Annotated in this window: 18 protein-coding genes; 2 read left to right on the top strand and 16 right to left on the bottom strand. The window is 59.8% G+C overall.

Going from position 1 to position 13,091, the window contains the following annotated elements; genetic code table 11:
• The first annotated feature begins 4 nt into the window (after nt 1-4).
• Nucleotides 5-1,108 (top strand): hypothetical protein, encoded by a 1,104-nt coding sequence (locus FY034_RS10840; RefSeq protein WP_265550412.1) that lies wholly within the window; start codon nt 5-7, stop codon nt 1,106-1,108.
• Here the strand turns inward: FY034_RS10840 and FY034_RS10845 are convergent.
• Nucleotides 1,096-1,953 carry a 3-hydroxyacyl-CoA dehydrogenase family protein gene (locus FY034_RS10845; RefSeq protein WP_265550413.1) on the bottom strand — a complete coding sequence of 286 codons (858 nt, stop codon included), beginning with the start codon at nt 1,951-1,953 and terminating at the stop codon, nt 1,096-1,098. The two genes, FY034_RS10840 and FY034_RS10845, sit on opposite strands and share 13 nt — an antisense overlap.
• A 104-nt stretch (nt 1,954-2,057) precedes the next feature.
• Between FY034_RS10845 and FY034_RS10850 the strand changes: the two genes are divergently transcribed.
• Nucleotides 2,058-3,011, top strand: coding sequence for a 3-oxoacyl-ACP synthase III family protein (locus FY034_RS10850; RefSeq protein WP_265550414.1), 954 nt, complete (start codon nt 2,058-2,060; stop codon nt 3,009-3,011).
• A gap of 13 nt (nt 3,012-3,024) precedes the next feature.
• On the opposite strand, the gene FY034_RS10855 is transcribed toward FY034_RS10850, so the two are convergent.
• From FY034_RS10855 to FY034_RS10925, 15 genes are all read right to left on the bottom strand, one after another.
• A complete protein-coding gene (locus FY034_RS10855) occupies nt 3,025-3,363 on the bottom strand; it encodes an STAS domain-containing protein (protein ID WP_265550415.1) in 339 nt (112 codons plus the stop codon).
• A gap of 33 nt (nt 3,364-3,396) precedes the next feature.
• Entirely contained in the window at nt 3,397-3,981 is a 585-nt protein-coding gene (locus FY034_RS10860; RefSeq protein ID WP_265550417.1) for a nucleotidyltransferase family protein, read from the bottom strand.
• Nucleotides 3,982-4,144: 163 nt separating this feature from the next.
• Nucleotides 4,145-5,068 carry an XdhC family protein gene (locus FY034_RS10865; protein WP_265550419.1) on the bottom strand — a complete coding sequence of 308 codons (924 nt, stop codon included), beginning with the start codon at nt 5,066-5,068 and terminating at the stop codon, nt 4,145-4,147.
• Nucleotides 5,061-6,215, bottom strand: a complete 1,155-nt coding sequence (locus FY034_RS10870) for an MFS transporter (RefSeq protein ID WP_265550422.1) — start codon at nt 6,213-6,215, stop codon at nt 5,061-5,063. The genes FY034_RS10865 and FY034_RS10870 overlap by 8 nt, the downstream gene beginning before the upstream one ends.
• Nucleotides 6,215-7,045 (bottom strand): FAD binding domain-containing protein, encoded by an 831-nt coding sequence (locus FY034_RS10875; RefSeq protein WP_265550424.1) that lies wholly within the window; start codon nt 7,043-7,045, stop codon nt 6,215-6,217. Before FY034_RS10875 ends, FY034_RS10870 begins: the two co-directional genes overlap by 1 nt.
• Before the next feature lie 49 nt (nt 7,046-7,094).
• Nucleotides 7,095-7,463 (bottom strand): four helix bundle protein, encoded by a 369-nt coding sequence (locus FY034_RS10880; protein ID WP_265550426.1) that lies wholly within the window; start codon nt 7,461-7,463, stop codon nt 7,095-7,097.
• Between the two features lie 22 nt (nt 7,464-7,485).
• Nucleotides 7,486-7,968, bottom strand: coding sequence for a (2Fe-2S)-binding protein (locus FY034_RS10885; protein ID WP_265550429.1), 483 nt, complete (start codon nt 7,966-7,968; stop codon nt 7,486-7,488).
• Nucleotides 7,955-8,197 carry an acyl carrier protein gene (locus tag FY034_RS10890; protein WP_012470464.1) on the bottom strand — a complete coding sequence of 81 codons (243 nt, stop codon included), beginning with the start codon at nt 8,195-8,197 and terminating at the stop codon, nt 7,955-7,957. The genes FY034_RS10885 and FY034_RS10890 overlap by 14 nt, the downstream gene beginning before the upstream one ends.
• Nucleotides 8,194-9,225 carry a hypothetical protein gene (locus FY034_RS10895; RefSeq protein WP_265550435.1) on the bottom strand — a complete coding sequence of 344 codons (1,032 nt, stop codon included), beginning with the start codon at nt 9,223-9,225 and terminating at the stop codon, nt 8,194-8,196. Before FY034_RS10895 ends, FY034_RS10890 begins: the two co-directional genes overlap by 4 nt.
• A complete protein-coding gene (locus tag FY034_RS10900) occupies nt 9,225-9,467 on the bottom strand; it encodes an acyl carrier protein (RefSeq protein ID WP_265550438.1) in 243 nt (80 codons plus the stop codon). The genes FY034_RS10895 and FY034_RS10900 overlap by 1 nt, the downstream gene beginning before the upstream one ends.
• Nucleotides 9,468-9,493: 26 nt before the next feature.
• The gene (locus FY034_RS10905; protein ID WP_265550439.1) at nt 9,494-10,495 is read right to left on the bottom strand and encodes a beta-ketoacyl-ACP synthase III; all 1,002 of its coding nucleotides are present in this window, start codon (nt 10,493-10,495) and stop codon (nt 9,494-9,496) included.
• A complete protein-coding gene (locus FY034_RS10910) occupies nt 10,492-10,758 on the bottom strand; it encodes an acyl carrier protein (RefSeq protein ID WP_265550442.1) in 267 nt (88 codons plus the stop codon). Before FY034_RS10910 ends, FY034_RS10905 begins: the two co-directional genes overlap by 4 nt.
• A 31-nt stretch (nt 10,759-10,789) precedes the next feature.
• Nucleotides 10,790-12,079: a delta-60 repeat domain-containing protein gene (locus FY034_RS10915; protein ID WP_265550444.1), complete on the bottom strand. Its 1,290-nt coding sequence runs from the start codon at nt 12,077-12,079 to the stop codon at nt 10,790-10,792.
• Between the two features lie 48 nt (nt 12,080-12,127).
• On the bottom strand, nt 12,128-12,484 hold the full coding sequence (locus FY034_RS10920; protein WP_265550446.1) for a hypothetical protein: 357 nt from the start codon (nt 12,482-12,484) through the stop codon (nt 12,128-12,130).
• 193 nt (nt 12,485-12,677) lie between these two features.
• The gene (locus FY034_RS10925; RefSeq protein ID WP_265550449.1) at nt 12,678-13,091 is read right to left on the bottom strand and encodes a response regulator; all 414 of its coding nucleotides are present in this window, start codon (nt 13,089-13,091) and stop codon (nt 12,678-12,680) included.

Genomic DNA, 13,091 nt, shown 5'->3' on the forward strand with positions numbered 1-13,091 from the left:
AGCTATGGAGAAGCCGTCTGTCAAACAGGCCGCCCCCGCTGCAGCGGCAATGACGACCAGGGCGGCGGCGATCAGGCAGCTGGAAGGGGATACCCGGCCCTGGGCTGAGGGAGAACCGTTCACGGTACGCTTTTATCAGCCTGAGGACGGTTATGGCGTGGCCCGCCTGATCTACGCCGTGTATGGAAACGGCTACCCGATCGATACCTTCTACATCCCTGAACAGTTGACTGAAGAAAACCGGGCCGGCCGGATCAAAAGTGTGGTTGCCCGCACCAGCAGCGGAGAGGTGATCTGTCATTTCTCGCTGCACCGCAGTTCCGCCCCCAATCCCGACATGTATGAAGCTGGCCTGGGGCTGACCCATCCGGCCTATCGCGCCTGCGGGGCCTTTGAACGCTGCTTCACGCTGTTGTTCTCCCTGGTTGAAAACAACAGCGTCACGGCAATTTTCGGCGAGGCGGTCTGCAATCACACCATCACGCAGAAGATGGCGGAACCGGCAAAACTCGTCGAAACGGCCCTTGAAGTCGACCTGATGCCGGCCGACACCTATGCCAAAGAACAGGCTTCCGATGGCAGGGTCAGCTGTCTGATGTACTTCAGAATCGGTGCAGATCAACGGCGGCCGCTCTGCACACCGGACTGCTATGCCGCTGAGATCAGGTTCATGATGGAAGGGATCACGCTTGAACGTGAGCTGCTCGGCAGCAGCGGGTCATTGCCCCTGCCCGCAGACTCAGAGCTGCAGACCGAGTCCTTCAGCTCGTCCGGCGTCTGCCGCTGCAGCATCATCAGACCGGGACAGGATCTTGCCGGACGCCTTGGGGCACTGGAAGACGACCTTCGTTCCCGGGGGTATGCGCTGCTGGAATGTTTTGTGCCGCTCGGCGTCCCGGAAGCGGCATATTCCGTTGCGACCCTGCGCACGGCCGGATTTTTTCTGGGTGGCTTTTTACCCTGCTGGTTCGGCGACGACGGTCTGTTGATGCTGAAACTGTTCGGAACAGCGGGCTTTGACAGCATCAAGCTGTTTTCTGAGCGGGGAAAGGCGATTATGGCGATGGTACGGGCGGACTGGGCACGGGCCTGCGGTCACGGCCGGTAGTCGTAGACCCCCTGGCCGCTCTTTCTCCCCAGCCGCCCCCTGGCAACATAGTCCCGCAGCAGCGGGGAGGCGGCATATTTATGGTTGTCGATACCGTCTGCCAGGGTCTCCGTCGCAGCCAGGATCACATCAAGCCCGATCATATCGGCCAGGGCCAGCGGCCCCATCGGATGGTGGGCCCCCAGTTGCATGGCCGTATCAATATCCTCGGCAGCGGCAATGCCGGCCTGCAGCATCCCGAACGCCTCGTTGATCAGGACACAAAGCAGCCGGGTGATGATAAAGCCGGGCTGATCCCTGCTGCAGACCGACTGCTTGCCCAGGGCAGTCACCATCTGCCGGGCAACGTCGATGGTCCGGGGCGAGGTCTCTGCTCCGGCAATCAGCTCAACCAGCTCCATCAACGGCACCGGATTCATGAAATGCATACCGATGAACCGTTGCGGGATGCCTGAGGCGGCTCCCAGGGCGGTGATGGAAAGGCTGCTGGTGCTGCTGGCCAGGATGGCCTCTTTGCCCAACGCAGCTCCAAGTTCCGCAAGCAGCTCACACTTGGCTGCCATCTGCTCGGCAATCGCCTCGATCACCAGATCACAGTCAGACAGAGCGGCAGGCTCATGGCAATTGCTGATTCTGGCACGGATCACGGCTGGTTCCTCGCTGATCAGCCCCTTTTCATGCAGCTTGGCAAGGCTGGTCTCGATCCTCCCCGCGGCATCAGCAAGGGTAGCCGCATGCCGGGCATACAGCCGGACCCTGAAACCTGCCATTGCAGCCAGTTGCGCAATGCCGGCCCCCATACTGCCTGCCCCTGCCACACCGATCAGCGGTATCTCTCTGTTCATGACCATCTCCCGGAGCAGCATTGCATTTTGGCACTGCTGCTGTATGCTGTCAGTTGCATGGCGTCTCGGCCGGCATTACCACTTCAATACCTGTGGGGAGCTCGATGGACTACTCGCTCAAGAATGTCAGGATCGCCGGAACCGGTTCCGCAGTACCGGCAAGGATCGTTACCAATCAGGATATCAGCAACATGGGTGTGCAGGTCAAGAATGACTGGATCATTGAGAACCTTGGTATCCGGCAACGCCATATCGCTGACAACGAAAGCACCACGGATCTGGCGACCCGGGCCGCCCTTGCGGCCTTGGAGAACGCCGGGATCGACAGGGAAGAGATCAGCCTGATCCTGCTGGCCACCATTACCCCGGATCGCAAGGCCCCATCCACGGCCTGCCTGGTCAAACACCGGCTGGGGATGACCAACCTGGCCCCGGCCCTTGATATCTCAGCCGCCTGTTCCGGGTTCATGTACGGCCTGACCATTGCCGGCAATCTGATCCGTTCCGGGGTACACAAGAATGCGTTGATCATCTGCTGTGACCGGATGTCCAGCATCACTGACTGGTCGCGCCGGGACTGCATTTTCTTCGGCGATGGCGCGGCAGCGGTCGTGCTGACCGAAAGCAACTACGAAAACAGTCTGTTTGAGGCCAGGATCTTCTCAAACACCGAGTTTACCGACGGCGCAACGGTCTTTGAGGGAGACAGCGCCTTTACCATGGACGGCCATGCCGTGTACGAAGCCGCCTCCTCGGTGCTGCCCGGCTCGATTGTCTCGGTCCTGCTGCGTTGCGGCCTGAGCGAAGAGGATCTCACCTGGGTCATCCCCCACCAGCCCTCCATCAAGATCCTGAAAAAGATGGCGGAACAGCTGGGCATCCCGTTTGAGAAGGTCTGCCACAACATGGAGCGCTACGCCAACACCTCCGGGGTCTCGATCCCGCTGCTGCTGGATGAGGTCAACCGTGCCGGCAAACTGAAAAAGGATGACCTGGTCGCCTTTGCCGGTGTGGGGGCGGGTTGGACCTTCGGGGCGGCGATCTACCGCTGGCACTGACAACCGTCTCAGATCAGGCGGAAAGCGCAGCCAGCCCCTCATCAAGGCCATCATACAGCGCCACAAACTGGTTAAAACCGGCTATCTTGAACAGGTCTCTGACCGGCCCTGTCATGGCGCAGGCCGCAAGCCTGCCGCCACGCGCCTCAAGCACCTTGCAGATCTTCAGAATACTTCGCAATCCGGCACTGGTGATATAGGTCATAGCACTCATTTCCAGCAGGTAAAAGCGGCACTCCGGTTTATCCTGCCCAACAAACCAGAGATCAAAAAGCGGTGCTGCCCCGGAATCCAGCCGTCCGGTCAGGCTGATCACACCGACACCTCCTTCAAATCTGATTGTAGATTCCATGTTTCAGTACCTCTCGGTATGCTTGGTAGTGATTCAACCGGTAATACGACCTTTAAGCCGGGCATACTGTTCAGGCGTATCCATATCCAGTAGCACGGCCTGATCTTCAGACGGCAGCTCCAGCATCCGCCAGCCGCAATACAGGCTGCGCAACCCTCCGGCAGCATCAGCATGCAGCAGTTCCTGCCGCAGTGTCATCCGCAGCAACGGTGGATGGCCCCGTTTACCGTTAAAGAGGGGAATCACCCCGTCAGCAGCGGGATGCTGCTGCAGTGCGGCGAGCAGGCCGGTCAATGTTGCCGGGCTGACCAAAGGGATATCCACCGGCTGCACGAAAAAGGCGTCCGTTGCAGGTCCAAGCGCTGCAACCCCGGTCTGGATTGATGAAAACATCCCTGCCGTCGGGTCAGGATTCTGCACCAGCTCAACCGGCAGACACAACTGGACCAGGGCGGCATGATTCTGCCCGGTCACCACGACAACCTGCCCTATCCCGGCGGCCTGATAGCTGCTGACAATCTGCTCAAGCGTTGTCCGTCCTCCCAGCTCAAGCAGCGCCTTGTCACTGCCCATCCGGCTGGAAAAACCGGCGGCAAGTATAATGGCAGCGCTTTTCATGCAATACAAAGTAGTTGCCACAGAGGACACAGAGTTCTCAGAGTAAAAGCAAACAGACATGACTTGAGTCCTGAAACTGTACAGGCAAATGAATTGGATCTGGTTTCAGCTGTACTCCCTCTGTGTTCTCTGTGAACTCTGTGGCTAAATCCGGTTTTCAGGTTCATTGCCTGCCCCTGCGAACGGCGATCAGTTCGGCCAGGATACTGACCGCAATCTCCGCCGGGGTTTCGGCCCTGATCGGCAGCCCCACCGGGCAATGCACCCGGGACAAGGCATCATCAGCCACTCCGGCGGCACGCAGCTGACCAAACAGCTCTTCCCGTTTGCGGCGGCTGCCCACCATGCCGATATAGCCGGCAGCGCTTGCCAGGGCCTGTTCCAGCACAACCCGGTCATGCCGGTGGCCATAGGTGGCGATCAGCACAGAGGTGGCCAATGTAATCTGTTGACACTCCAGACAGCCCTGAAAACCTTCGACCAGAACGGTTTCTACAGCAACAGGAAACCGGTCTGCAGCAAGCAGCTCAGCCCGGTCATCAAGTACCGTGACCTTGAACCCCGCCATCAGCGCCATCGGCGCCAATGCCTGAGCGATATGTCCTGCCCCGCAGATCAACAGCCCCGGGGCAGCCTGCAGAGGGATGCGGTAACACGGCACGGCAGTAAGCAATGGCGACTCAACAGACCAGCAGGCCTGACCGCTCTCAGTCAGAGCGGCCTGCAAGGTACAGCCCCTGCCTGCCTCCAGGCCGGCTGCTGCTGTTGCAAAGACAGGGATCGCAGCTGGAGCGAGCCGTGCCAGCAGCAGGGTCAGGCTGCCGCCACAGGGCATACCATCCTGCTCCGGCAGCAGCTGAAAAGATCGGACACAGGCCTGACCATCCTGCTGCAGCTGCTGCAATGCCTCCAGAACCTGCTGTTCCAGGCTGCCGCCACCCACCGTCCCCAGACAGCTGCCGTCCGGGCGGAGCAACAGCATGGCCCCCACCCCGCGGGGGGCAGAGCCGCTCCGTTCGACGATCAGGGCCACTGCACCGCAGCCGCCTGCTGCAACCTCCTGCAGTATCAGCAAGGCCTCAGACATCCCTGTTCCTCACCAGCAGCACCAGCACGGCAGCCAGCAGCTGCACACCGGCTGCAGCGCCGAAGAGGGCCGGGTAGCCGCCCCGGGGCAGCAGCCAGCCACCTGACAGCGGCCCCAGAAAAAAGCCGCACTGCAGCATCAGCAGCCCCAGATTCTGATTGAGCCCCCGTGTTTCCGGCTGCGAGACATCAAAGATCAGCGCATTCAAGAGCGGCATCACCACGCCCCAGCCGATACCGCACAGCACCGCCAGTGCCAGCAGGATGGCAGCGTTGGACGCTGACAGGATCAGACCGGTGCCTGTTGCAGACAGCAGCAGAAAAATCATGGTCATGCGGCGTTTGTCAAAGCGGTCAAACAGGCTGCCGCCAAACAGGCGGACCAGCATCATCATCACCGTGGCAAGCGTGAAAAACAGGCCGCTGTTGGCCAGCCCGGCTGCCCGGCCAAACCCCTTTAGATAGAAGAAGGTGGCAGCATACCCGGCGTACAGCAGCACCGTGGCGGCAAACAGCAGCAACAGGCTCCGGTCGGCCAGGCTGTTTCTGATGCCGGCAAAGGATGTCCCGCTGGCCGGTTCCTGCTCCTGGGGAAAACGGGGCAGCAGCCAGAGCAGCGCCCCGGCCAGCAGGGCCAGCAGGGCCGACCAGCGGATCACTCCACCCAGGGCTGCAGGGGCGACCTTAAACAGATCAAACAAAAGCGGCACCACGGCGTAGGGCACCAGCCGCACCAGCGAGATCCAGCCAAAGGCGCGACCACTCATCTCGCGGGGGATGCAGAGCACAAACAGCGGCATGATCGCCGCCACCACGCAGATAAAGCCGGTCCCTTGCAACAGACGGGCTGCTGTAAAGGCAAACTCACCGCTGCTGCCCCCCTCCATGACCAGCGCCAGGGCAAGGATCAGGGCCCCGGCCAGTAGCCAGCGCCGGGCAGTGCGGGCCGTAATCAGCGGGGTAATGAACGGTTGCACAATCAGGGCTGCCAGGGCGTCAGCCCCCAGAATAAAGCCGGCTGAGGCAGCAGGCATCCCCAGCAAGGTCAGGTATTCCTGCAGCGGAAAGAAGAGTGCGACAATGGTTGAAACCGCCAGGAACTGGCTGCAGAGCAGCAGGAAGGGACGGGTCAGGAGCGGATTCGGCATCAGTTGACCAGCCTGAGCAGCAGATTGCCTGCCACGCTGCGACGATAATCGGCAGAGGCCCGGATATCGTCAATCGGGCTGACCGCCTCGCGAACCAGGGCCGCCGCCTCGTGCAGCACCGCCTCCTGTAACGGCTGTCCAGTCAGCACAGCCTCGGCAGCCGGACAGCGCAGCACGGTTGGGCCGACACTGCCCCAGGCAAAGCGGGCCTCAAGCGCGGTGCCGTCATCAGCCAACCGCAGCATTGCCGCCAGTGACGCCACGGCAATGGCCAGGGACTTGCGGCGGCCGACCTTTTCAAAGAGCTGCAGGTTCCACGCAACTGCAGGGGGCAGGATAATCCGGCTGATGATCTCCCCCGGCTGCAGCATGGTCCGGCGCGGTCCAAGAATAAACTCATCAATCGCCACGGTCCGGTTACCTGTTGCGGAGCGCAGTTCCAGCCGGGCATCCAGCAGATACAGGGCAGGCAGGGAATCAGCAGCCGGTGAGGCGGTCACGATATTGCCTCCGATGCTGGCCATGGTGCGGATGGCCGGTCCGCCAACCGTTGCGGCAGCCTGGGTCAGCAGCGGATAGCGCGCCTTTAACAGACGGTTGCCCGTGATGGAACTGAATGTGACAGCAGCGCCGATGCTGACGCCGTTGTCCGGCTGTTCTTCAATCCGGTGCAACTCATCAACCCGTTCCAGACCGATGATTGTCCGTTCATGCTGCGGCGCGTGCCGGAGGGATACCAGCAGATCCGTACCACCGGCCATGAACTGGGCATTGCTATAACGCTGCGTCTGCTCGAACAGATCGTCTATTGTCGTAGGAAAAAGTACCATTAAAATGTGAAGAGTGAAGGGTGAAGAGTGAAAGAAAAACTCTTGTACCTCACACTTTCCTTTCGTTGTTTGCCCGACACTTTTTGACTATTGCGGTGAGTATTGAAACAAGCTGATGCGCTTCTTCAAGCAGTTCTGAGAGCTGCGACTGAGGCAAAATCTCTGTGGCAGCCAGAAGACGCAGCCAATAGTGTGTTTCACGAGCCTCTTTGCAGGCAATGGAGTACTTTGCAATAAAGTCCGCACGGCTCTGGCTTCCCTGCCCTTCCTCAACATTAGCACCAATCGATGTCCCAGAACGCAGTAACTGGTTTGACAGTGTTCTACTCACACCCGGCACTTGATCAAGCACCTGGCAGAGCTTAACAATCTTTCTGGCAAACTCAAACGTCCGTTCCGGTATATCCCTCTTTTCCATTTCACCCTTCACCCTTCACCCTTCACCCTTCACCCTTCACCCTTGCCGTTTTCTCCACCGCATCCACGATCTTGACATAGCCGGTGCAGCGGCAGAGGTTGCCGGACAGCCCTTCCTTGATCCGCTCCCGGGTCAGCGGTTCATCCTGCCGCAGCAGCGCCAGCGAGGCCATCTCCATACCGGGAATGCAGTAACCGCACTGCACCGCCCCTTCCTCAGCAAAGGCGGCCATCAGGGTGCGGCCCGTTTCAGTCTGCTGCAGCGCCTCAACGGTCTCCACCTGCCGACCCTCAAGCTGGGCCGCCAACATCAGGCAGGCCAGTTTCGGCAGACCATCCACCAGGATGGTGCAGGCCCCGCATTCACCGGTGCCGCAGCCTTCCTTGCTGCCGGTCAGCCCCAGATCTTCACGCAGCAGATCAATCACCCGGCGCTCGGCAACGGCCTCAAGCACCGTTGCCTGCCCGTTCAGGGTAAAGCGGATGGTCTGATTATGCTGTAACATGGCTGTCAATGTAGGCGATCATCTCACCTACCGTCTTGGTCGCCACGGCATCCTCTTTGCTGATCGTGAGACCAAAGGCCTCCTCGGTCAGCACCAACAGTTCCATCATTGCCAGTGAATCCAGGCCGAGGTCGCTGCGCAGATCAGCAGCAGGCACAATCTTCTCCACAGCCACCTTGCCCTTGCCTGCCTTCTGGATCAGTCCCTGTACCTTCTCAAATCTCGTCATTCCTGTTCTCCTTTCCTTTGTAGCTCTTCACGATCCGAGCGGATGTCATGCAGCATCTTTCTGGCAACGCCAGTGTAGAGCTTGATACCGTCATAATCCGGCTCTTTGCCGAACAGCTGTTGCAGCATCACACCGTCATTGCCAAACCAGCGGGGGTACAGCCCCCCGATAAAGAACCCCCGTTGCCGCAGCTGAGCTACAGCCTCGCTGATGCAGGGCAGCGCCGTTGAAACAATCAGCTGAAGACAGACCGCTTTCCGCTCCCGGCTTTTGACCAGCATCCGGTCCAGAAACATTCCCCAGTCTTCTCCGATTACACTGACGGAAAAACGCCAGGTTCCGGCCTCTTCAAACCAGTGATCAGTGGCGACCGTCTCCTCATGCCGGGGCAGTGGCGAAGTACCGGGCAGCAAAATACGGGGACGCAGCCGTTCATAGATCCCGTGCAAAAAGGCACGGTACTGTTCAGGCAGGTAACAGGGACCTTGCGGATCAGACAGTTCATACAACTGCACCACACAGGCCACCCGTTCCGTTTCTGGGCGATGCTCGGAGAAACTGGCGCCATCAAGCAGGTCAAGCGCCAGGCCGCACTCCTGAAACCCCAGCTTGACCGCTCCCACCTGGGTAAAATAGTGATGACAGACCGCTTCTCCAATGATGCCGTCAGACTGCAGACCGGGCAGATTTCCCGGCTGCAGGTAATGCTGCATCAGTCCCCAGCCCAGTTCATCCTTGCCGCCACCGGGCACAACCACCAGGTTTCCCCCTTCCCAGAGGTTCGGGTTGGGGGCGCATTTGAAGAACGAGACATAGCCGATTGCGTTCCCTTTGCTGTCAAACGCAAGTGAGGCGGCAAGCCGCCCGGCCCTGATCTCTGCCATGATCAGATCGGCATGGTAGACATACGGCACCGGAAAGCCGTCGCCATAGACCGATCTGAAGACCGTGGCCACCTCTGCTGCATTGGAAGCGGTTACGGGTTGTATGGTGTAGCCAGTTTCAGGCATGACGTCCTTTTCTGCCATCAGGAGACGACGGTCCCCTCGATAAAGGCCAGTATACCGCCAATCGTGGTCACCTTTGCAGCCTCCTCAAGCCCGACCGTGATGGCGAACGTATCCTCCACCAGCACGATCAGCTCAGACTGCGCCAGGGAATCCAGCCCCAGGTCTTCATTCAGCCGGGCCTCCGGTGTCAACACCGCCTCCGACAGCCGCCCCTTGCTGACCTTGACAACCAGTTGTTGCAGCTTTTCCATGGTGCTCATCATCCATCTCCTTCCGCCCTTGAAATTCACTCCTCAACGGAGTGCCAACGCACGAGAGCCGATCCCCAACTGACACCACCACCGAATCCGGTCAGTACCAGCCGGTCGCCATGCCTGATCCGTCCCGCATGCAGGACGTTATGCAGAGCGATCGGGATTGAGGCGGCCGAGGTATTGCCGCACTGCTCAAGATCTATCACGATTTTATCCATCGGCAGGTCCAGACGCCCGGCTGCAGCCTCAATAATCCGGCGATTGGCCTGATGGGGGATGAACAGATCAATATCCTCCAATGACAGTCCTGCCTTCTGTATGACCCGCATGGCCGAATTGCCCAGGACCCGCATGGCAAACATAAAGACCTGCTGTCCATCCATCCGCACATACTGCAACTGTTCGGCCAGGGCCTCAGGGGAAGCCGGAAGCCGGCTGCCGCCTGCCGGAATGACAATCGCCCCATGTTCAGAACCGATGCTTCCCGCATCAGTGGCCAGCAGCCCGTAGCCGTCAGGCACAGCACCGAGCACCACGGCACCGGCACCGTCACCGAACAGGATCGCGCTGTCGCAGTCCACAGGACTGGCAACCTGCGACAGCACCTCGGCACCGATCAGCAGCACCTTGGGGCAGAACCCGCAGGAGACGGCATGGCACGCAACCACCAGCCCGTAGACAAACCCCGAGCAGGCAGCAGACAGATCAAAACAGGCTGCCGCTGGTATACCCAGCGCCCCCTGAACAATGGCTGCCGTGGCAGGCATCCGGTAATCAGCGGTGGAGGTGGCCATGATCACCATACCGATCTCATCCGGTGTGGTTCCTGAGGCTGCAAGTGCCTGACGGGCCGCAACAACGGCCAGATCAGAGCAGGCCTGTCCGGGAGCAACAATCCGGCGGTTATGAATGCCGGTCCGCTCATAGATCCAATCGGTTGTGACCCCGAAACGCTCTGCCAGTTCCTGATTGCTCAGAACATTGTCCGGCAGATAGGCACCGGCCCCCAGAATGCCTGCCCCGATCTTCATCATACGCCCCTCTCGTCACCCACGTGCGGCAGCCGCTCCATAACGAGATCAACACAGTCTCCCACAGACCGCAGCCTGAAAAGGTCTGCATCATCGATTGCGATTGCCAAGCGGTCTTCCAAGGCAAGCACCAGCTGCACAAACCGGATTGAGTCAATGCCAAGATCACGCTGCAGATGTTGCTGCGCCTGATATGCCGGGCCACTGCCGGGCAGCAGCTCATGCAGAATGGCGGTAACCTCAGCACAGGCCTGCTCCCTGTTCATCGCTATCCTCCCCCGGCTCATAGAGCGGACATCATTTCAGGCGCCAGGTCAGAACCGAATCATACTGCCCATTGCTGGTATAGCCGGTCACCAGCACCGCCTGATCAAGCTGCAATGCCAGGCCGTTGGCCACATCGGTGCCGCCGCCGGGCCCTTCAAAGATCAACAGCCCCTCCCCGCCAAAGAGAGGATCAAGCTGGCCGTCCGTGGTGTAGCGCAGCAGCACGGCATCCTTGTTGCCTGCGCTGTTCATGCTGCTGCCGGCAACAATGATCCTGCCCCCCTGCTGCACCAGCAGGCCATAGGGATAGGCATCGCTGCCGGTCAGTCCGGTGTAGGAAACCAGACCGTCCTGGCCGAATCCGCTGTCAAGCTGTCCCGAGGAGAGCAGCCGCATGGTGACGATCTGAAAACCGGTTGCGCTGGCAGCCGCGCCGGTCACGATGACCTTGCCGTCCGGCTGCAGGGCAAGGTTATTGGCATAATCGGCATAATCGCCGGGACTGCTCCAGACAAAGCTGCCATTGGTTGCAAAACTGCTGTCCAGGCTGCCGTCCTGGTTGACCCGGATCACCAGCATATCCTCCTTGCTGCCACTGGTAACGGAAGCACCGCTGGCGACCAGCTTGCCGTCAGGCTGGACCACCACCGCAAACCCTTTTTCGTTGCCGCTTGCCGGGCCGTTGTAGTGAAAGGCGCCGAACTGGGCAAAGCCCGGATCAAACTGCAGGTCAAAATCCAGCCGCAACAGCAGCAGATCCTGTTTCTGGGCCTGGGATGACGAGCTTTCTCCGATAATCACGATCTTCTGGTCCGGGGTCAAGGCGATGCCGAAGCCGATATCGGTCCCCAGATCAGAATAGAGCAGGTCTTTCACAAAGGTGCCGTTGGCGGAAAACTTGACCACCAGCAGCTCCCGGCTGCCGCCTATGGTCGAGTAGCCGGTCACGATGATCGAGTCATCAACCGGCAGGATGGCCAGTCCCAGGCCGCGGTCTCGGTCGTAATCGCCGTAACGGACATAGCCGTTGGTGCCGAAGCTGGTATCAAGCAGGCCGTCTTTGGTGTAGCGGATCAGCAACAGGTCATCGTCCGTGCCGTTGACGGTCGAGCCCATCACAATCACCTTGCCGTCCGACTGCAGCGCGGTTTCCACCCCCCGGCTGGAAAAGCCGGAAGCGGGTGTAAACAGGGCATAGCCGAGCGGAGGATTGAAACTGTAATCAAGGCCAACGTACCGCACAGCAGGGTCATTGCTGCTGCAGCCGGTCAGCAACGCCGCGCCAAGCAGACACCATCCAAGAAGCATCTTCAGATTCATACAGGTAGCCCTCTGTCAGCCCGCAGGAATAAGCGGTGCCCCAGCATCTTACGGCAGGAGCGCAATGGTGACGGCCACAGCGCCGCTGCTATCCACGGTTACCGCGTAATTGGTGGTGGCTGACGGCGTGGCAACGGTATAGCTGCCCAGCAACGGATTTGCCCCGCCGGCGGTATTCACCACCGAGATCTTGTCGATGCTCTTGTTGATGAAGGTGGTATAGGTGCGCGAATCTCCGGGGTAGACCGTTACCTGGCTCTCCGAGCTGCCGGCATGGATACCGACCCTGACGGCGCTTGCAAACTTGTTGTTGATGGCAACGGTGCCGGCCCCGGCGTCTGCCTGGAACAGCAGCACGGAAAACAGCAGGACCATCAGACCGACAGCACGGTATCCCTTTTTCATCTGAACATTCCTCCTCTTCCGTGTGGCTTACCAGCCCGGCTCTGCTCAATACATGCTGCAACACGTTTCATGCCAAGACAAAAGCCTTTGGTTACGGCATGTTAGCAACACCATGCAACCAACTTTTGTCCTGCATCGCCAAACCTGTTGGCGGTCTCAGCCCGCCTGGCGTCAGATGCTGCTCAGGCCTGATTCAGGCTTGTTCCTGTTCATGCAGAGTATCGGCATGGCACCGTTCAATCGTATCAAACAGCCTGTCCAGATCAGCCGGTTTGATGATGTAGTCGTAAAAGCCGATGGCGCTGAACCGGTCCAGATAGCTTTTATCACTGTGGCCGGTGAGCACGATGAAACTGGTGCCGGGCTGCAGCTCCCTGATCCGCTCGGCCATCTCGATGCCGTTCATGACCGGCATGTTGATGTCCGTAAGGACGATCTCCGGCGCATGCTCCCGGAACAGCTCAAGGCCGCGCTGGCCGTTGTCGGCGGTGTAGACCTGGGCCCCGGAAAACTCCCTGGCAAGCATGCGGCCAATGGCGTGGCAGACAACCGCGTCATCCTCCACAAAAAGCAGCTTGAAGCGGGCTGAGGCGCGGGAATGTTCCAT

The organism is Trichlorobacter lovleyi (assembly GCF_015239775.1).
In the GTDB taxonomy this organism is placed as follows: domain Bacteria; phylum Desulfobacterota; class Desulfuromonadia; order Geobacterales; family Pseudopelobacteraceae; genus Trichlorobacter; species Trichlorobacter lovleyi_B.

Bases quoted from the DNA above. Each gene is read 5' to 3' on its own strand.
- FY034_RS10840 (WP_265550412.1), top strand. From the start codon at position 5: ATGGAGAAGCCGTCTGTCAAACAGGCCGCCCCCGCTGCAGCGGCAATG.
- FY034_RS10845 (WP_265550413.1), bottom strand. From the start codon at position 1,953: ATGAACAGAGAGATACCGCTGATCGGTGTGGCAGGGGCAGGCAGTATG.
- FY034_RS10850 (WP_265550414.1), top strand. From the start codon at position 2,058: ATGGACTACTCGCTCAAGAATGTCAGGATCGCCGGAACCGGTTCCGCA.
- FY034_RS10855 (WP_265550415.1), bottom strand. From the start codon at position 3,363: ATGGAATCTACAATCAGATTTGAAGGAGGTGTCGGTGTGATCAGCCTG.
- FY034_RS10860 (WP_265550417.1), bottom strand. From the start codon at position 3,981: ATGAAAAGCGCTGCCATTATACTTGCCGCCGGTTTTTCCAGCCGGATG.
- FY034_RS10865 (WP_265550419.1), bottom strand. From the start codon at position 5,068: ATGTCTGAGGCCTTGCTGATACTGCAGGAGGTTGCAGCAGGCGGCTGC.
- FY034_RS10870 (WP_265550422.1), bottom strand. From the start codon at position 6,215: ATGCCGAATCCGCTCCTGACCCGTCCCTTCCTGCTGCTCTGCAGCCAG.
- FY034_RS10875 (WP_265550424.1), bottom strand. From the start codon at position 7,045: ATGGTACTTTTTCCTACGACAATAGACGATCTGTTCGAGCAGACGCAG.
- FY034_RS10880 (WP_265550426.1), bottom strand. From the start codon at position 7,463: ATGGAAAAGAGGGATATACCGGAACGGACGTTTGAGTTTGCCAGAAAG.
- FY034_RS10885 (WP_265550429.1), bottom strand. From the start codon at position 7,968: ATGTTACAGCATAATCAGACCATCCGCTTTACCCTGAACGGGCAGGCA.
- FY034_RS10890 (WP_012470464.1), bottom strand. From the start codon at position 8,197: ATGACGAGATTTGAGAAGGTACAGGGACTGATCCAGAAGGCAGGCAAG.
- FY034_RS10895 (WP_265550435.1), bottom strand. From the start codon at position 9,225: ATGGCAGAAAAGGACGTCATGCCTGAAACTGGCTACACCATACAACCC.
- FY034_RS10900 (WP_265550438.1), bottom strand. From the start codon at position 9,467: ATGAGCACCATGGAAAAGCTGCAACAACTGGTTGTCAAGGTCAGCAAG.
- FY034_RS10905 (WP_265550439.1), bottom strand. From the start codon at position 10,495: ATGATGAAGATCGGGGCAGGCATTCTGGGGGCCGGTGCCTATCTGCCG.
- FY034_RS10910 (WP_265550442.1), bottom strand. From the start codon at position 10,758: ATGAACAGGGAGCAGGCCTGTGCTGAGGTTACCGCCATTCTGCATGAG.
- FY034_RS10915 (WP_265550444.1), bottom strand. From the start codon at position 12,079: ATGAATCTGAAGATGCTTCTTGGATGGTGTCTGCTTGGCGCGGCGTTG.
- FY034_RS10920 (WP_265550446.1), bottom strand. From the start codon at position 12,484: ATGAAAAAGGGATACCGTGCTGTCGGTCTGATGGTCCTGCTGTTTTCC.
- FY034_RS10925 (WP_265550449.1), bottom strand. From the start codon at position 13,091: ATGGAACATTCCCGCGCCTCAGCCCGCTTCAAGCTGCTTTTTGTGGAG.